The 16,735-nt window shown below is 68.6% G+C and carries 17 protein-coding genes and 1 other RNA gene; 8 read left to right on the forward strand and 10 right to left on the reverse strand.

All coding sequences use genetic code 11. From position 1 onward, the window contains the following. A partial coding sequence (locus AC07XS_RS12775; RefSeq protein WP_182714667.1) for a c-type cytochrome occupies nt 1-585 on the reverse strand: 585 nt, incomplete at its 3' end. Between the two features lie 156 nt (nt 586-741). Here AC07XS_RS12775 and AC07XS_RS12780 point away from each other — a divergent pair. Beyond that, on the forward strand, nt 742-1,479 hold the full coding sequence (locus AC07XS_RS12780; protein WP_182714668.1) for a 3-deoxy-manno-octulosonate cytidylyltransferase: 738 nt from the start codon (nt 742-744) through the stop codon (nt 1,477-1,479). A gap of 48 nt (nt 1,480-1,527) precedes the next feature. Here AC07XS_RS12780 and nudC read toward each other — a convergent pair whose 3' ends face one another. Further along, nucleotides 1,528-2,448: an NAD(+) diphosphatase gene (gene nudC, locus AC07XS_RS12785; RefSeq protein WP_182714669.1), complete on the reverse strand. Its 921-nt coding sequence runs from the start codon at nt 2,446-2,448 to the stop codon at nt 1,528-1,530. A gap of 48 nt (nt 2,449-2,496) precedes the next feature. Here nudC and ffs point away from each other — a divergent pair. Continuing rightward, nucleotides 2,497-2,590, forward strand: an RNA gene (gene ffs / locus AC07XS_RS12790) — signal recognition particle sRNA small type. A gap of 262 nt (nt 2,591-2,852) precedes the next feature. Then, nucleotides 2,853-4,697: a DNA polymerase III subunit gamma/tau gene (locus tag AC07XS_RS12795; protein ID WP_182714670.1), complete on the forward strand. Its 1,845-nt coding sequence runs from the start codon at nt 2,853-2,855 to the stop codon at nt 4,695-4,697. A gap of 8 nt (nt 4,698-4,705) precedes the next feature. On the opposite strand, the gene AC07XS_RS12800 is transcribed toward AC07XS_RS12795, so the two are convergent. The 3 genes from AC07XS_RS12800 to dinD all read right to left on the reverse strand — a co-directional run bounded on the left by AC07XS_RS12800 (nt 4,706) and on the right by dinD (nt 7,530). After that, nucleotides 4,706-5,863, reverse strand: coding sequence for an acyltransferase family protein (locus AC07XS_RS12800; protein ID WP_182714671.1), 1,158 nt, complete (start codon nt 5,861-5,863; stop codon nt 4,706-4,708). Nucleotides 5,864-5,909: 46 nt separating this feature from the next. Continuing rightward, complete coding sequence (folE, locus tag AC07XS_RS12805) at nt 5,910-6,509, reverse strand: GTP cyclohydrolase I FolE (RefSeq protein ID WP_152948939.1); 600 nt, start codon at nt 6,507-6,509, stop codon at nt 5,910-5,912. A 178-nt stretch (nt 6,510-6,687) separates the two neighbouring features. Continuing rightward, nucleotides 6,688-7,530 (reverse strand): DNA damage-inducible protein D, encoded by an 843-nt coding sequence (dinD, locus tag AC07XS_RS12810; RefSeq protein ID WP_152948940.1) that lies wholly within the window; start codon nt 7,528-7,530, stop codon nt 6,688-6,690. A 152-nt stretch (nt 7,531-7,682) separates the two neighbouring features. On the opposite strand from dinD, the gene fliQ reads away from it, so the two are divergent. From fliQ to cckA, 4 genes are all read left to right on the forward strand, one after another. Beyond that, nucleotides 7,683-7,946, forward strand: coding sequence for a flagellar biosynthesis protein FliQ (gene fliQ, locus AC07XS_RS12815; RefSeq protein ID WP_054764003.1), 264 nt, complete (start codon nt 7,683-7,685; stop codon nt 7,944-7,946). A 30-nt stretch (nt 7,947-7,976) separates the two neighbouring features. After that, a complete protein-coding gene (gene fliR, locus AC07XS_RS12820) occupies nt 7,977-8,759 on the forward strand; it encodes a flagellar biosynthetic protein FliR (protein ID WP_054764004.1) in 783 nt (260 codons plus the stop codon). Next, nucleotides 8,752-9,828: a flagellar biosynthesis protein FlhB gene (gene flhB, locus AC07XS_RS12825; protein WP_054764005.1), complete on the forward strand. Its 1,077-nt coding sequence runs from the start codon at nt 8,752-8,754 to the stop codon at nt 9,826-9,828. Before fliR ends, flhB begins: the two co-directional genes overlap by 8 nt. Nucleotides 9,829-9,891: 63 nt before the next feature. Further along, nucleotides 9,892-11,937: a cell cycle histidine kinase CckA gene (gene cckA / locus AC07XS_RS12830; RefSeq protein WP_182714673.1), complete on the forward strand. Its 2,046-nt coding sequence runs from the start codon at nt 9,892-9,894 to the stop codon at nt 11,935-11,937. A gap of 35 nt (nt 11,938-11,972) precedes the next feature. On the opposite strand, the gene AC07XS_RS12835 is transcribed toward cckA, so the two are convergent. The 3 genes from AC07XS_RS12835 to chpT form a co-directional block, all read right to left on the reverse strand. Then, nucleotides 11,973-12,788, reverse strand: a complete 816-nt coding sequence (locus tag AC07XS_RS12835; RefSeq protein WP_054764007.1) for a CheR family methyltransferase — start codon at nt 12,786-12,788, stop codon at nt 11,973-11,975. Beyond that, nucleotides 12,785-13,162, reverse strand: coding sequence for a response regulator (locus tag AC07XS_RS12840; RefSeq protein ID WP_182714674.1), 378 nt, complete (start codon nt 13,160-13,162; stop codon nt 12,785-12,787). The genes AC07XS_RS12835 and AC07XS_RS12840 overlap by 4 nt, the downstream gene beginning before the upstream one ends. Nucleotides 13,163-13,257: 95 nt before the next feature. Continuing rightward, entirely contained in the window at nt 13,258-13,935 is a 678-nt protein-coding gene (gene chpT, locus AC07XS_RS12845; protein WP_182714675.1) for a histidine phosphotransferase ChpT, read from the reverse strand. A 108-nt stretch (nt 13,936-14,043) separates the two neighbouring features. Between chpT and cysQ the strand changes: the two genes are divergently transcribed. Next, nucleotides 14,044-14,886: a 3'(2'),5'-bisphosphate nucleotidase CysQ gene (gene cysQ / locus AC07XS_RS12850; RefSeq protein WP_182714676.1), complete on the forward strand. Its 843-nt coding sequence runs from the start codon at nt 14,044-14,046 to the stop codon at nt 14,884-14,886. Nucleotides 14,887-14,890: 4 nt separating this feature from the next. Here cysQ and AC07XS_RS12855 read toward each other — a convergent pair whose 3' ends face one another. Together AC07XS_RS12855 and AC07XS_RS12860 are read right to left on the reverse strand one after the other, a co-directional pair. Next, the gene (locus AC07XS_RS12855; RefSeq protein ID WP_054764011.1) at nt 14,891-16,114 is read right to left on the reverse strand and encodes a hypothetical protein; all 1,224 of its coding nucleotides are present in this window, start codon (nt 16,112-16,114) and stop codon (nt 14,891-14,893) included. A gap of 116 nt (nt 16,115-16,230) precedes the next feature. Beyond that, on the reverse strand, nt 16,231-16,569 hold the full coding sequence (locus AC07XS_RS12860; protein WP_054764012.1) for a hypothetical protein: 339 nt from the start codon (nt 16,567-16,569) through the stop codon (nt 16,231-16,233). Nucleotides 16,570-16,735 lie beyond the last annotated feature (166 nt).

Raw genomic sequence — 16,735 nt, forward strand, 5'->3', positions numbered from 1 at the left:
ACCCTCGGCGGGGGCGGCGGCGCCAGGCTGGCGGGCCGGATCGGGCGCGGGGATGGCGAAGCCGCTCGAGCCCTGGCTGCGCAGCCAGGCGATCAGATTGATCCGGGTCTGGGTGTCGCGGATGCCGGCGAAGGACATCTTGGTGCCGGGCACATAGCGGGCGGGGGCGGTGATGAAGCTGTTCAGCTGGTCATAGCCCCAGGTCGGCGCCTCGGCCTTGTGCTTGGCCATGGCGTCCGAATAGGCGAAGCCGGCGCGGTGCATGACCGGGCCGCCCACCACCCCGTACAGATTCGGGCCGATGCCGTCCGCCCCGCCCTGCGTCGCGTTGTGGCAGGCCTGGCAACGGGCGAAGGCGGCCTCGCCGGCGGCCAGGTCGGCGGTCGGCAGGACCGTGCCCCAGTCCGGCGGCAGCTCGGCCTGTTCGGCGCCGGCGACCTCATCCGGCGCATCGACGAAATAGCCCATCTTTTCCGGCGGTTCGGAATGATAGATCAGGCCCGACGCCTGTTGAACGACCAGGATGACGAAGGCCGTCCCCAGAGCCGCGCCGAAAATCTTGTTCCACTTTAGATCGCCGCTCATGCGCGTCGTCTCACCCGTCCCTAGGTTTCCCAACTTCCCCGTCTTACGCAGAGAAGCCTTCCTTGCCCGATCACGTCTTGCACGGTAGCGCAGGGTTCGCAACCGGCGCGACGATCGCGACGGCGCCGCTCGACAAGGACAGGCCCCGCCAGACCCATGAATCCCCTGATAATGATACCGGCTCGCATGGCCGCGACCCGCCTGCCGAACAAGCCCCTGGCCGACATCGGCGGCCGGCCGATGATCGTTCGGGCCTATGAACAGGCCGCCGCCTCGGGCCTGCCGGTCGTCGTCGCCGCCGGCGATCCCGAAATCGTAGCCGTGATCGAGGCGGCGGGCGGCCGGGCGATCCTGACCGATCCCGACCTGCCGTCCGGCTCTGACCGCATCCGCGCCGCCGTCGACGCCATCGACCCCGAGGGCGATTTCGACGCCGTGATCAACGTCCAGGGCGACATGCCCTTCGCCGATCCCGGCCTGGCGACCGCCTGCGCCGCCGTCCTGCACGGCGAGCCGGCCTGCGACATCGCCACCCTGGTCGCCGCCGAGGCCGATCCGTCGGACCGGACCAATCCCGATGTGGTCAAGGCTGTGCTGGCCCTGAAAAGCAACGAATGGGGCGAGGCCGAGCGTCAGGGCCGCGCCCTCTATTTCACCCGCTCCACCCTGTATGGCGACGCGCCGATCTGGCGTCACATCGGCGTCTACGGCTATCGCCGCCAGGCCCTGAACCGCTTCTGCGCCGCGCCCCAGTCGCCGCTGGAGAAGCGCGAGAAGCTGGAACAGCTGCGGGCCCTGGAGATGGGGATGCAGATCTGGGCCGCCGTGATCGGCGAAGCGCCGCTGTCGGTCGACAATCCCGCCGACCTGGAGGCGGCGCGGGCGCTGGTCTGAACGCCGACGAACGTCTCTCCCTCCCCTCGGGGGAGGGAGAAGCGTTCCCTACCCCGCCTCCGCCCAGGCCTTGATCAGGCTGTGGGCGATGGCGAAGGGCGGCGGCGCCTGAATGGTTGGGTGGGCGCCGGCCAGAACCGCCCTCGCCTCGGCCCGCGTCAGCCAGGCCACGCTCTCCAGCTCGGTCTGATCCGGCCGGGCCTGGTCGTCCGAGACCTCGGCGATCAGGCCGATCATCAGCTGTGACGGGAAGGGCCAGGGCTGGCTGGAGTGATAGACGGCGTCGATCACCGTCAGGCCCGCCTCTTCCTTGACCTCGCGGGCGCAGGCCTCCTCGATCGACTCGCCGGGCTCCAGGAAACCGGCCAGGGCCGACATCCGCCCCGCCGGCCAGGCCGCCTGGCGGCCCAGCAGACAGACCGGCTCAGCCCCGCCCTTGTAGACCGGCAGCATGATGGTGACCGGATCGACGCGCGGGAAATGCTCTGTCCCGCAAGCCGGGCAACGCCGCTTCCATCCGCCCGAGGCCGTCTCGCTCAGCGTGCCGCAATTGGCGCAGAAACCGTGTTTGCGGCGCCAGTCGAACAGGCTCTTGGCCCCGCCCGCCATGGCCGCGTCCTGGGCCGGCAGGATGGCCGCGGCGGCGCGCATCTCATGAAAGGCCCCCAAGCCCTTCACCGGCCCCTCGGCCGGATCAATCGAGCCTTCGAACTCGACGGCGAAGACCGGCGCCGCCTTCCAGAGCCCCAGGAAGACGTCGCGATCCGGAACCATGTCGCGGGCGTGTTTCAGCGACAGCCAGGCCAGTCGCGGCCCGTCCGCCGTCTCCTCGACCAGGGGCCGCCCCTCCCACAGCACCATGGACTGGGCCTCCGGGTTCGCCTCCTGCTCGGCCAGCCAGTCGGGGTCGTTGCGCAGGTCGCCCGCGCGGTCGAGCGGATTGCCGGAGAAGACGTTCTGATGAGCCATGCGGCCTTGTAACCCTTGATTCCCTCCGCCGCACCCGTCATATCTCCCCTCGGAGATCGCGGGCGAAGGCTTCGCCAACCTGGTCAGGGCCGGAAGGCAGCAGCCACAACGAATTCCCCTTCGGGTCGCGGTCTCTACTCTCCTTTTTGTGCGCTGACGCTCGCCGCGCGGCGGCTCGCTGCTTGAGCGCGTGTGTTCGCGTTCCTCTCCCGCTTGCGGGAGAGGTGGCCCGGCGTCCGCAGAGCGGACCAGGGTCGGAGAGGGAAGTTTTCTCTCAAGAAACATGACTTCCCCCATCGTCAGGCGTGTCGCGGCGCGCCACGACCTGACACTTCCCCCGCAAGCGGGGGAAGGACCGAAGGAAGCCCTTCGCCCCGCCGCTCACCCGCTGTAAGACTTCGCCCATGACGGACAACGACCCGAATCTCGACGGCCCGCCCTGGGAAGAGGACGACGTCGTCGAGCGCGACGAGAACACCGACGACATGTTCGGCGCCCCCGCCCCGGCGGCCGAGCCCGTCGTCGCGCCTGCGCCGCCCGCGCCGCCGCCTGTCGCCGCCGTCAGCGAGGATCCGGCCGCCGACGGCGCCGCCTATCAGGTTCTGGCGCGCAAATACCGGCCGCGCACCTTCGAGGATCTGATCGGTCAGGAGGCGATGGTGAGGACCCTGACCAACGCCTTCGCCACCGGCCGGATCGCCCACGCCTTCATGCTGACCGGGGTGCGGGGCGTCGGCAAGACGACCACGGCCCGCCTCCTGGCCCGCGCCCTCAACAACGAGACGGAGACCATCGACCGTCCGTCCCTGACCCTGACCGCCCACGGCCGGCACGACGCCGCCATCATGGCCGGCCAGCATATGGACGTGATGGAGATGGACGCCGCCTCCCACACCGGTGTCAACGACATCCGCGACATCCTGGAGAGCGTCCGCTACGCCCCCGTCGAGGCCCGCTACAAGGTGTATGTGCTGGACGAGGTCCACATGCTGTCGACCCAGGCGTTCAACGCCCTGCTGAAGACGCTGGAAGAGCCGCCGCCCCACGCCAAATTCATCTTCGCCACCACCGAGATCCGCAAGGTGCCGGTGACCATTCTGAGCCGCTGCCAGCGCTTCGACCTGCGCCGGGTCGAGCCCGAGATCCTGGTCGATCACCTGGGCCGGATCGCCGAGCGGGAAGGGATGAAGATCGAGCAGGACGCCCTGGCCCTGATCTCGCGCGCAGCCGAGGGTTCGGTGCGCGACGGCCTGTCCCTGCTGGACCAGGCCCTGGTTCAGGCCGAACGGGGACAGGTGGTCAAGACGGAGACAGTGCGCGACATGCTGGGGTTGGCCGACCGCAGCCAGACCATCGCCCTGTTCGAGAGCGTCATGGCCGGCCGTACGCCCGAGGCCCTGGAGAACTTCCGCACCCTTTACGGCTTCGGCGCCGATCCGGTGCAGGTGACCAACGACCTCTTGGAACACTGCCACGCCGCCTCGGTGGCCAAGATGCTGGGCCCGAACGCGACCCGACTGCCCAATGACCAGGCCCAGAAACTGGCCGCCCTGGGCGCCGCCATCCCCGCCGCCACCCTGTCGCGCACCTGGCAGATGCTGCTGAAGGTCCTGGACGAGGTGCGGCGCGCGCCCAATCCGGCCGATGCGGTCGAGATGGCCATCGTGCGCCTGGCCTACGCCGCCGACCTGCCGGGACCGGAGGAGGCGTTGAAGCGGCTTCAGTCGGGCGAACCCTTCGGCGGCGGATCGGCCCCGCGTGGCGGCGGCTCCGGCGGCGGGGGCGGGACCTCGGCCCAGTTGGCCGCGCGGACGGTCATGGCCCCCGCCCTGCCCGATCCCCAGACCTTCGAACAGGTCGTGGCCCTGATCGGCGAGAAGCGCGAAGTCGGCCTGCAGATGGACGTGGAGCGGTTCGTCAAACCCGTCTCGTTCAAGCCGGGCGCCATCGTCTATGAGAGCGTCGAGGGCGCGCCGGTCGAACTGGCCCGGCGCCTGGCCGGCCGGCTGAAGGAATGGACCGGCCGCACCTGGCTGATCGCCGCCAACGGCCAGGGCGGCGGCGACACCCTTATCGAACGCCAGAGGAAGGAACGGGCCGCCGAGCGCCAGAAGATCGAGGCCGATCCCTTCATCAAGGCCGTGCTGCTGGCCTTTCCCGGCGCCCAGCTGGGCGAGATCAAGACCATCGCCCCGACGGTGGTCACGCCCGAAATCCCCGACGCCGCCGAGGACGACGACGAGGACTGAGCGAGGGTTCAGCCTTCCAGGGAGATGACCGGCCCGGCCTCGACCGGGGCGGACCGGCGTCCGCCGCGGCGGCGCTTCAGCCAGGCGCGGACGCGCGACTGGATCCGGTCGTCGACGGCGAAGTGGAAGGCGAAGGCGAAGGCCACGGCCGCCAGGACGCCGCAGCCCCACAGAACCCACTGGACCGGCTCGGACAGGGCGAAGCGCGTGTTCGCCGCATTGACCACGCCGAACCAGGCGATGCGAACCACTTCGTTGGAGATGAACATGGAGAAGGAGACCAGGGCCGCGGTCTCCACCAGCCTGGACGGGCGGCGCACGGGCACGGCGCCGGCGGCCAGGATGATCAGCGAGATCATCGCCAGCGAGACCAGGGCGGTCTTGCCGAAGGCCTGGGCCGCGACCAGGCCGCAGAAGGCGGCGACCCCGACCCAGCCGGCGAAGCGCGGATGGATCCACACCGACTGGGCGAACCAGGCCAGGCTCATGCCCAGGACGAACAGGGGCAGGGCCCGGATGAAGCCGTAGCCCATCGGCATCTGATAGACGGGATAGGCCAGAAGGCTCCAGCACAGCTGGTTGGCGACCAGATAGCCGCCGATCCCCAGGGCCAGGGCGCTCCACGGCCCCAGCCGCGTCAGGCCGCGCAGGATCCAGGGGAAGCACAGATAGCAGCCGATCAGGGCCGAGATCGACCAGGTCGGCGCATTCCAGCCCAGGCCGCCGTACACCCCATAGGACTGCACCAGCAGCAACTGGGCCGGCAGCTGGTCCCAGCGGAACCATTCGGGATTGCGGGGCGCGATCCCGACCGAGGCGCTGAGCAGCACCAGGGCGACCAGAGACAGGCCCATGATCAGATGGGCCGGGACGACCCGCAACACCCGCTTCAGGACGAAGTCGCCGTGCGACATCCGTCCACCGCCGACCGCCGCCCCATAGACCCGCATCAGCACATAGCCGGAATCGATCAGGAAGAAGTTGGTCAGCAGGAAGCCGCCGCGTTCGAACACCGGATGAACCGCCTCAGCCAGCGGGACCGGGCCGGCCGCCTGGAAGTGGTGCAGAATGATCAGGAAGGCCACAATGAAACGCAGGGCGTCGAGCCAGCCGCCCCGAGCGATCGGGGTTGTCTCATTCCGGGTCGAAATCAGGGTCCAGGGCACGGGGAAGGCCTCCTTGGCCCCCTCCCCCGCAAGAGACGGGCCGGGTTCAGCCCCGGACCAGCCTCAGGAACTCTTCGCGGGTGCGCGGATCGTCGCGGACCACGCCGATCAGATGGCTTGTCGACAGGCTGGCGCCCGGCGCATTGACCCCGCGCAGGGTCATGCAGCTGTGCTCGGCCTCGATCACCACCCCGACGCCGTGCGGCTTCAGCACCGTATTGATGGCCTCGGCGATCTCGGCGGTCATCTTCTCCTGGATCTGCAGGCGCCGGGCGAAGCCGCGCACCACCCGCGCCAGTTTGGAGATGCCCACCACCCGGTCGGTCGGCAGATAGGCCACATGGGCCCGGCCCACGACCGGCAGCATATGGTGTTCGCAGAAGCTGACGAAGCGGATGTCCTTCAGCACCACCAGCTGATCATAGCCGCCCGTCTCCTCGAAGGTCTTCTCCAGATAGGACAGGGGGTCGGTCTCATAGCCCGAGAACAGCTCGCGATAGCTGCGCGCCACCCGCGCCGGGGTCTCCAGGAGACCCTCGCGGTCGGGATCGTCCCCCGCCCATTCGATCAGGGTGCGCACCGCCGCCTCGGCGTCGGCCTGGGTCAGACGGGAGGCGCGGGCGGTCTTGGGGGGGACGTCGGTCATGACAGGGCCTATAGCGAGCCGAACACGAAAAGCAAAAATCCTACCCCTTACGCTGCGGCGACGCGGTCAGACGCCGGACCGGGAAAAACAGTGTCCGATCTGTCCGATGTATCCAAGTTGCGCGCCGCATCTGGTCCATAGGAGCGCCTTCCGCAGAAGGTCAGGAACAGCCGTCCATCTACTCGTCGATTCGATCTGGATTCTGGAGCGACTTGCGATCGTGCGACGCCACTCTGCGCTCAACCTTCTTTATGTCTTCCGCAGCAGGCAGGGCTTCCGGCCGAATGCCGCGGTCCAAAAGGGTTTTTCGGACTGCCTTGTTGTTGGTGACATGTTCGGAAGAAATGGCGCCTTCCGTTCTCATGGCGTGGGCGCGGGCGTTGAAGATGGTGATTTCTGTCGCGAAATCCTTGGCCTTCAAGATGATGGTGGGCGCAAAATCCGCGAGGGGACGGCTGTCCGGCACCTTCCATGTCGCCTTCATCGCCTGCGTTGATCGGCCGAACAACGCGCCGTCGCCCTTGCTACGGATTAGAGCGAAGTTCTGGTTCTCGCCGGTTTGTTCATAGATAATTCCGGACAGCTCTTTCTCCGTCTGCGTCAACTTGCGGCGAGCAAGCAAACGCTCCACTTCGAGCATGCGCTGTTCCACCAACTCGGCTCGACGAGTTTGAATGGCGAAGTAGCTTTGCGCAAAAGCGATCTCAGGTTTCGCAGAATCGCCGTTCTGAGCCACCAGATAACATGCGAACCGTGTGAGCATCACGTCATCGATCTGGCGTCGCCCGCCCGACCCCAGGTCGACCATTTTGTTGACGTCAACAAAATGGTGCCCGATCTCGTGTCCCGAGAGCTCACAGGCCGTCTTGGCCTTTGACAGGACGTTCTGGAAATTCCGCCACTCGGCGTATCCGAGCAGATGTTGAACGTCTCGCCCAAGCCAATAGTCCACGCCCGCGTCCGTCTGTTGTGCGTGACCTTCGAAGGTCTCGGTCAGATGAGCGATCACCTCCCTCTTCATATCGCCCCTCCTCGATGACAGCGCGCCCCAATATCGCAACCCATGATAGAACAGACAAGAGAGGCTGGGGTTCAGGAGATCCGCCACCGTTATCTCCCCGTTAACCATCCTCCCGGCATTTTCTGCCCAGTGTTTTGCGGGAGTCTCGGCCGATGAACGGCGCGGAAGTTCTGGATGTGGGGCGTGACGCCATCTGGCTGACGATCCAGCTGTGCCTGCCGGTGCTGATCGTGGGCCTGGTGGTGGGCGTGGTGATCGGTCTGTTTCAGGCCCTGACGCAGATTCAGGAACAGACCCTGATCTATGCGCCCAAGATCATCGCCATCTTCGTCTCCCTGCTGCTGTTCCTGCCGCTGATGGGCGCCCTGTTGGGCGGCTTCATGCGCCAGATCGCCGCCCGCATCGCGGGCATGTAGGGTGGGCGGGTCCGAGACGCGGGGCGTCTGATGGACAGCTGGGCCACCGCCGACCAAGTCTGGGCCGGCGGGCTGATCTTCGCCCGGATCGGGGCGATCCTGATGGTCATGCCCGGCTTCGGCGAGGCCTATGTGCCGCCGCGCATCCGCCTGTCCCTGGCCCTGCTGATCAGCCTGGTGCTGTGGCCCGTGGTGCGGGCCGACCTGCCCGGTCTGCCCGACGGCCTGGGCGGCATGGTGGGCTGGATCATCCGCGAGGTCGTGACCGGGCTGATGATCGGCCTTTTGCTGCGGCTGTTGATGACGGCCCTGACCACGGCGGGCGAAATCGTCTCCCTGCAGACCACCCTCAGCTTCGCCCAGACGGCCAATCCGCTTCAAGCCCAGCCGGGATCGACCATCGCCTCGTTTCTGATGCTGTTCGGGGTGACGCTGATCTTCGCCACCGACACCCACCATCTGTTCATCGCCGGCATGGTCGGCTCCTACAAGCTGATCGCCCCGGCCCAGCCGCTGATGATGAACGACTTCACCGCCATGGCGGTGCGGACCGTGGGGGACAGCTTCCTGTTGGGGGTTCAGCTGTCGGCGCCGGTTCTGGTCTTCGCCCTGATCTTCAACCTGGCCTCGGGTCTGGTGGCGCGGGTCATGCCGTCGTTTCAGGTCTATTTCGCCGCCGCGCCCCTGAGCGTGATCCTGGGTCTTTCGATCTTCGCCCTCAGCCTGGGGGCGCTGGGGACTGTCTTCATCGACCGCTATCGACGCCTGGGCGAGCTGTTCGCGGCCGGGGTGATGGGAGGCGCCGGTGGCTGAAGGCGCCGATCCCGAGTCGAAAACCGAAGAGGCGACACCCCGAAAACTTGAGGAAGCCCGCAAGAAGGGCGATGTCGCCAAGTCCCAGGACGTGGGTCAGGTGCTGGCGCTCGCCGGGGCGGCCTCGGTGATCCTGGGGGCCGGGGGCTGGTTCGCCGGGTCCATGGCCGAACAGCTCCTGCCCTTCATCGCCGCCCCGCACCAGATGCTGGGCATGCTGGATTCCGGAGCGGGGACGCAAGTGTTGGCCCGCGCCCTGTGGGCCATGACCCCGTTTCTGGGGGCCGTCATGCTGGCCACCATCATCGGCGGGGCGGGCGGGCATCTGGCCCAGTCCGGCCTGATCTTCACCGGCGAGAAGCTGAAGCCGCAGTGGTCGGCGGTGAACCCCCTGTCGGGGTTCAAACGCATCTTCGGGCCTGACGGCCTGATGCAGTTCGTCAAGACCCTGATCAAGCTGATCGCCGTGTGCGTGGTGTGCTGGATGGTGCTGAAGCCCCACACGCGCGAGTTCGAGAACCTCGTGACGGTGAGCCCCCTGGCCCTGTTGCCCCTGGCGCGGGACATGGCCCTGGCCCTGTTCGTGGCGGCCATCATCCTGTTGGGAGCCACCGCCGGCGCCGACTTCATCTGGCAGAAGATGCGCTTCGCCAAACGGATGCGGATGACCAAGGAAGAGCTGAAGGAAGACTATAAGCAGACCGAGGGCGACCCGCACGTCAAGGCCAAGCTGAAGCAGATCCGCATGCAGCGCAGCCGCCAGCGGATGATGGCCAATGTGCCCAAGGCCACGGTGATCGTGACCAACCCGACCCACTATTCGGTGGCCCTGCGCTATGAGCCGGATCAGGGGGACGGGGCGCCGGTCTGCGTCGCCAAGGGGGTGGACGCCCTGGCCCTGCGCATCCGCGAGGTGGCCAAGGAACACGACGTGCCCATCGTCGAGAACGTGCCTCTGGCGCGCGCGCTCTACGCCACCGTCGAGGTGGACGAGGTGATCCCCAAGGAGCATTTCGAGGCCGCCGCCAAGATCATCGGCTTCGTCTTCCAGTCGCGAAAACGCCGGTAACGCCGCCGTAAGGCTTGCCGCCCGATTTCAGCGTATGATCAGCCTACTGATTCGCGAGGCCGCATGACGCCCAACCGCCGTCTTCCGTTCGACCTGCTCTCGGCCGTGATGGCTTTCGGGGCGGTGGCGACGGTCGCCGCCCTGGCCTATCCGGCCTTTCGGGCCAATCCGACCTCGGCGCCGGGCCTGATCCTGATCGTCACCGTGGGGCTGATCGCCCTGATCGCCCTGTTCGGTTTCCGCCGGGCCGAGACGGTCCAGCCGTCCAGCGACGTGGCGGTTGAACTGCTGGACGCCATGGCCGAGCCGGCCGCCCTGGTGTGGGAGACGGGCCAGGTCCTGGCCTTCAACGGCGCCTGGGCCGAGGCCAACGGCGCCACCACCGCCCTGCCCCGCGGCAAGTCGGCCCAGGCCCTCTATATGGCCTTCGCCCAGGCGCGGCGGGGCGAGCCGGGCCACGCCATCGTCCAGATCGGGGCGCGCGAGTTCGAGGTGGTGATCGGCCGGGCCGGCCCCGACCGGTTCCTGATGCGGGCCGCGCCCGAGGCGGTCCTGCCGCTGGCCGCCGTTCCGGCCCAGGCCCAGGGGACGAACGGCGAGGCCCGCGCCATGGCCGCCGGCGCCCCGTTCGGCTCGGCCGTCATCGCGGGTTCGGACCTGTTCGCCGGCCGGGCGGAAGAGGCCAATGCGGCCCTGGCGATCCTGACCGGACCCAACGCCGCGCGCGACGCCGCCTTCGGCCATCTGTTCGATCCGACGGGCGTGGTCGAGGCGCGGGCCAAGCTGGCGGCCGGGTCGTCCGGCCCGATCGAACTGGTGGCGCGGGCCTATCCCGACAAGATGCTGCATCTGTATGTGGCGCCCGAGGGCGATCGCCAACGCATCTGGCTGTTCGACGTCTCGGCCCAGAAGTCGATGGAGCTGCAGCTCAGCCAGGCCCAGAAGATGCAGGCCGTGGGCCAGCTGGCGGGCGGGGTGGCGCACGACTTCAACAATCTGCTGACGGCCATCCAGCTGCAGCTGTCGGGCCTGCTGGAACGGCACCCGGTCGGCGATCCCTCCTATGAGGGGCTGAACGAGATCCGCCAGACAGCCATCCGGGCGGCGGACCTGGTGAGGAAGCTGCTGGCCTTTTCGCGCAAGTCGACGGTGCGGCGCGAGCGGCTGGACCTGGGCGAGCTGGTGGGCGAGTTCGCCATACTGCTGCGCCGGCTGCTGCGCGAGGACGTGCGGCTGGAGACCGACTACGGTCGGGACCTGCCGATCGTTCTGGCCGACAAGAGCCAGCTGGAGACGGCGGTGATGAACCTGGCGGTCAACGCCCGCGACGCCATGCGCGGCGTGGTCGAACCCGGCGACGCCGTCGTGACCATCACCACCCGCCGCCTGACCGCCCAGCAGGCGCGCGAAATGGGCTGGGCCGCCGCCCCGACCGACGAGGTGGCCCTGATCGAGGTGTCCGACACCGGCCCCGGCGTGCCGCCCGAACTGGTGGACAAGATCTTCGAGCCCTTCTTCACCACCAAGGCGGTGAACGAGGGCACCGGCATGGGCCTGGCCACCGTCTACGGCATCGCCCAGCAGGCCGGGGGCCATATCTCGGTCAGCAATATCGAAGGCCCCCACGGCATGAGCATGGGCGCCGCCTTCCGCATCTTCCTGCCCGCCGCGGGCGAGGCGGAACTGGCCGAGGTCCAGCCGGTCGAGGTCAAGGTCAAGGCGCCGCGCGACCTGTCGGGCGCCGGCCGCATCCTGTTCGTCGAGGACGAGGACGCGGTGCGCGGCATCGCCGCCCGCCTGCTGCGCCAGCGCGGCTATGAGGTCATCGAGGCCGCCGACGGCGAGGAGGCCCTGATGCTGGCCGAGGAGCACGCCGGCCAGATCGACATGATGATCTCCGACGTCATCATGCCCGGCCTGGACGGCCCGTCCCTGCTGAAGAAGGCGCGCAAATATCTGGGCGACGCCCCGGTCATGTTCATCTCGGGCTATGCCGAGAGCGATTTTTCGGACCTGTTGCAGGACGAGGCGGGGGTCTCCTTCCTGCCCAAGCCGCTGGACATCAAGACCCTGGCGGAGCGGGTCAAGCAGGAGCTGCACGCAGGCTGAGCCTTATCGGCTCGGAATCAGTTCAGGCGATCCGATCAGGCGGCGCGGCGGACGGCGGCGGGGGTCTTCACATAGAGACCCTGACGGCCGCTGACGGGGCGGAAGGCGACCGTCTCGCCTTCCAGCCGCTCATCCAGGCCCAGGAACAGACAGCCGTCGTCGACCAGGCGGCGCTCCAGCCCGTCCAGCAGCCGGGCGCGGCGCGACGGCTCCATATGGGTCAGGACGTTGCGGCAGAAGATGACGTCGAACCGCATCTCGTCCGTCGGCTCGTCCAGCAGATTGGCCCGGCCGAACCGGACGATCTCCGCCAGTTCGGGACGCACCCGCCAGTTCTCCTCGTCCGGTTCGAACCAGCGCAGCATGGCCCGCGCGTTCAGGCCGCGCTGAATCTCGAAACCGGTGTAGAGGCCCGCGCGGGCCTTATCGATCGCACGCTGCGACAGGTCGGTGGCGACGATCTCGGCCGCAGCGCCGGACGCCTTGGCCGCCATGGCGATGGACCAGGCCTCCTGCCCGGTGGAGCAGCCCGCCGACCAGAGGCTGACCCGCCCGCCGGGCCGCGCCTTGGCCAGGGCAGGCAGAAGCTCCTGTTCCAGGACGTCGAAGGGGGCGCGGTCGCGGCGGAACCAGGTTTCGGGGTTCAGCAGGGACTCGATCACCGCCCAGCCGAGGGAGGCGACCGGATGGGCCCACAGATTGGCCAGCAGGGCCTCGACATTGGCGTAGCCTTCGCGCCGCGCGATCGGCCCCAGCCGATGCTCGGCCAAATTCATGCGATCCCGCGTCAGCCTGTAGCCGGCGCGGGTGGCCAAGAGTCCCTGGAGCTTGTCGAAGTCCTCGGGAGTCATGCCGCGATCGCGCCGACCTCCGTCAGCTTGGATTGAAGGATCTCGCCGTCGAACGGCTTCATCACATAGTCATCGGCGCCGGCCGCAAGAGCCTCCGCGATGCGTTCGGGCCGGGTTTCGATGGTGCAGAACAGCACCTTGGGCCGTCCGCCCTCGGGCAGGGCGCGCAGACGCCGCAGAAAGGTCAGCCCGTCCATCACCGGCATGTTCCAATCGACCAGGATCATGTCGGGCATGACGCCGGTGCAGTAGGACAGGGCCTCGGCTCCGTCCGCCGCCTCATCCACCTCATAGCCGAAGCCTTCGACGATCCGACGCGCCACCTTGCGGATGATGCGGCTGTCGTCGACGATCAGGCAGGTTTTGAAGTTCAAGGCGGGCTCCCAGGCGGAGACGGTCGGCCGATGTGCGTCGCTCAATATGGCAGATCGCCAGTTAACGAGTCGTTGGGAAACGCCTCCAGGGCGACCTAGTGGGGCATGCGCGCGACCAGGGCGATCCGCTCTTCCTGCACCGCCACGCGCAGGGTTCCGCCCGCCTCCTTGACCGTCAGCCACAGCCAATAGGGCTGAATCCATTGGCCCGCCAGACCCTCGGTCAGGCGCCGGCCGGTCAGGCCGACGACGGCCTCGGGCTTCAGCCGGGCCCGGGCGCCCTCTGCGAACCCTTCAAGGAAGAGGGCGCCCTGTGCGACCCGCGACTGGATCACCGCATTGCCGCCCAGGGGCAGAGCCCCGACCGTCAGATAGGCCAGGTTGGTGAGAGCCCGCGCCTGGGGCTTGGAGAACTCCTGCTCCTCGATCCGCCAGTCCAGAGAGGCGCGACCGCCCGCCGTCATGCCGACCACCAGATCGCGCAGCTCGCGCGCGGTGAACCGCTCGCTGCTGGTCGCCGCGCCGAAGGCCACCCGCGCGAAATGGACCAGGGCCACCATCTTGTTGGCGCTCTGTTCGATGAGGGCCAGGGCGTCGTCGCGCATGTCCTGGGCCGAAGGGTCCTTCATCAGATCCAGGCCCGAGACGATCGCGCCCGAGGGGCTGATGAAGTCGTGGCACAGTTTGGCGGCCACATAGGTCGCCAGCTCCGTCCCCTCGAACGGCAGGTCCAGGGCGGGCGGGGCGTCGTTTTCGGCGTCGGTCGGGATCATTGAGCCTGCATACTCTCGTCGGCGTTCAGGTCACAGTCAGGAGGCGCAAGAGAAGCTGACGTGATTTGCCGGTTCATGGAACCGGCTCAATGGTCTATCGAGCCCGCAATGACGACCTTCCCCTCCCCGGCGACCGCCGACAAGACCCTTTCGCGCGATCTGGCCTCCGGCGCCCTGGCCCTGGCGATCGCCGAGATCGCCGAAGACGCCGCCCGCCTGATCCTGCCCTATTGGCGCAGCGACACCGCCGTCGAGACCAAGTCCGACGACAGCCCCGTGACCCAGGCCGACCGCGCCGCCGAGGCCCTGATCCTGGAACGGCTCGCCGCCCTCTATCCCGGCGTCCAGACGGTGGCGGAAGAGGCCGTCGCCGAAAGCGGCGCCCCGGCCCAAGCCGAGGACTGGTTCTGGCTGATCGATCCGCTGGACGGCACCAAGGGGTTCGTGCGCGGCGGCGAAGCCTTCACCGTCAACATCGCCCTGATCCACGCCGGCCGTCCGGTGGCGGGGGTGGTCACGGCGCCCGCGACGGCGACCACCTGGCGCACCGATGCGTCGGGCCAGGGCGCCTTTCGCCGTCAGTTCGGCGAACAGCAGGAGGGCGAGGCCCATTCCGGCGCCGAATGGCGGCCGATCAAGGTGCGCGACCGGCCGGCCGAGGGGATGGCCCTGTTGAGCCACAGCGTCACCGATGAGGAGGCGGCGCGTCTCGCCGCCCGGCACGGCTGCACCCGCTGGCAGGGCACGGACTCCTCGCTGAAGTTCTGCCTGATCGCCGAGGGCCGGTTCGACGCCTATCCGCGCTCGGGTCCGACCTCGGAATGGGACACCGCAGCCGGTCAGGCCGTGCTGGAGGCCGCCGGAGGGCGCGTCCTGGCCGACGACGGCCAGCCTCTGTCCTACGGCAAGCCCCGCTTCCTGAACGGCCCCTTCGTGGCCATGGGCGGCTGAGGCTTCAAAGGCCCGACTGCAACAGCAGCAGGCCCGCGCGTTCGGCCAGGGCGGGGACGCCCATTTCGCGGGCCGTCAGGACGGCCTCGTTCAGGATCAGGTTCAGGCGGCGCGGTTCTGGGCCGCCAAGGCGCCGACGCGCCAGGGCCACACCGGCCAGGCTGATCTGGTCGGCCGCCCAATCGAGCGGGGCGGCGGCGGCCAGACGACGGCGCAGCCGATCCTCCAGCACGTCCAGGCCGGCGCGGTCTTCCATGGCTTCGACCAGGGCGATCTCGCGCGCCAGCCGGCGCTCGCGGACCAGGGCGCCGATGATCAGCCCCTGGCCCTGGGTCAGGACTTCGGCCTGGTTCAGCACCATCAGCGGCAGGGCGTCGCCGCCGGAGCGCAGAACCTGGATCGCCGCCCAGTCCAGAGGGCTGTGATCGGGGGTGAACTGGTCGGCGGCGGCTTCAAACATGGAGCGGCCCTGGTCCTGGGCCTCGGCGTGGTCGGCCAGGGTCGCCAGGGCGGACAGGCCGGCGCCGCACATGGCCAGGGCGCGAGCCCGGGTCAGGGGACGGTGATCGGGCGAGGCGCCTTCGACCAATATGCCCAGGTCGCGCCCGGCGTGGTCCAGCAGGCGGGGGTCGCGCTGAATCACCCCGGCCTCGAGCGCGAAGGCGGCCTGATCCAGACGAAGGTCCACATCCTCGCCGGACAGGTCGTGCTGGGCCGCATCCATCAGGGCGGCGGCGTCCATCAGCGCCTTCGCATCGCCGGACAGGCGGGCCTTGCGGGCCTTCAGCCGGGCGTGGGTCGCCGCCAGGTCGGCGGCGGTCTTGGATCGGCGCGGACGCCCCGCCCCCGCCACAAGGGCCAGGGCGCGGTCCAGATGAGCCGGATCGCCGCACAGGTCGAAGCGCAGCATCAACCCTTGCGCCTTGGCGCCGGCGGCGCGGGCGGCCTGGTCGTCGCCCTGGGCGTTGCGGACCAGACTGTCGGCGCAACGGTCGGCGCGGGTCAGGCTGTCGGCCGCCCCGCTGCGGCGGGCGTGCTCGCGCCACAGGGCGGCGGCGCGGAATTCGGTGTCGAAGGGGCGGGCGCAGGAGACGCGGCCCGCGTCGGTGGCCTCGCGCCGGGCCTCGGCGGCCAGGAGATCGACTCCGATCAGTTCGACCCAGCCCAGATCCTCGCTCTCACGAGCCTGGGCGAAGAGTTTGCGAAGATCACGACCGAACTCGAACATAGGGTTGAACGCCTTAAAATCCCGGATCGGGACGAAAGACGTCCCTTGCCGTCGGTCTCCTGCAAACGCAGCGCCGCCACGAACGTTCAGCCGCGCCCCAAGCCGACATTTCGGCCTCAGTTCAGGTTCGGCGTCTTGCGCCGACACCGCTGCAGGGCGGCGCGGGCGGCGGGGGCGTCGGCGCTGAGCTGGCGCACCGCCTCGATACGGGCGCGGGTCTGATCCGCCTCGGCCGCGCGGGCGGGCTTGCCGGCCGCCGTCGCCGCCTGCATGGCCGCCAGGGACCAGAACAGGGCCGCGTCATAGAGGCTGCGGCCCTCGGCGCTTTCTCCGCCCTCCAGCTCGGACGCCGCCTGGGTCAGGCCGGCGCAACGCACCGATTCCTCATAGGAGACCAGACCCGCAGCGGGCGCCTGTTGCAGCATCAGGCCGGCGATGGTCAGCGAGACCCACATCGAATGCTCCAAGACCTTTCCGATAGAGACGGTTCCGAAGGGACGGCCCCGAACGTCGGCCCTATCAGATCATGTTCATGCGGCGGCGAGAAGGTCGAACTGCGCCCCATTTACACCCCTTTGCGATTAACTGACGCGAAGGGCGAAACCCTGTATGCTGCCGTGC

Source organism: Brevundimonas sp. GW456-12-10-14-LB3 (genome assembly GCF_059424365.1).

Coding starts and splice junctions, on each gene's coding strand:
- AC07XS_RS12860 (WP_054764012.1), bottom strand. CDS start 16,569: ATGTGGGTCTCGCTGACCATCGCCGGCCTGATGCTGCAACAGGCGCCC.
- fliR (WP_054764004.1), top strand. CDS start 7,977: ATGGACAGCTGGGCCACCGCCGACCAAGTCTGGGCCGGCGGGCTGATC.
- AC07XS_RS12780 (WP_182714668.1), top strand. CDS start 742: ATGAATCCCCTGATAATGATACCGGCTCGCATGGCCGCGACCCGCCTG.
- chpT (WP_182714675.1), bottom strand. CDS start 13,935: ATGATCCCGACCGACGCCGAAAACGACGCCCCGCCCGCCCTGGACCTG.
- AC07XS_RS12855 (WP_054764011.1), bottom strand. CDS start 16,114: ATGTTCGAGTTCGGTCGTGATCTTCGCAAACTCTTCGCCCAGGCTCGT.
- AC07XS_RS12795 (WP_182714670.1), top strand. CDS start 2,853: ATGACGGACAACGACCCGAATCTCGACGGCCCGCCCTGGGAAGAGGAC.
- folE (WP_152948939.1), bottom strand. CDS start 6,509: ATGACCGACGTCCCCCCCAAGACCGCCCGCGCCTCCCGTCTGACCCAG.
- dinD (WP_152948940.1), bottom strand. CDS start 7,530: ATGAAGAGGGAGGTGATCGCTCATCTGACCGAGACCTTCGAAGGTCAC.
- fliQ (WP_054764003.1), top strand. CDS start 7,683: ATGAACGGCGCGGAAGTTCTGGATGTGGGGCGTGACGCCATCTGGCTG.
- cckA (WP_182714673.1), top strand. CDS start 9,892: ATGACGCCCAACCGCCGTCTTCCGTTCGACCTGCTCTCGGCCGTGATG.
- cysQ (WP_182714676.1), top strand. CDS start 14,044: ATGACGACCTTCCCCTCCCCGGCGACCGCCGACAAGACCCTTTCGCGC.
- AC07XS_RS12835 (WP_054764007.1), bottom strand. CDS start 12,788: ATGACTCCCGAGGACTTCGACAAGCTCCAGGGACTCTTGGCCACCCGC.
- nudC (WP_182714669.1), bottom strand. CDS start 2,448: ATGGCTCATCAGAACGTCTTCTCCGGCAATCCGCTCGACCGCGCGGGC.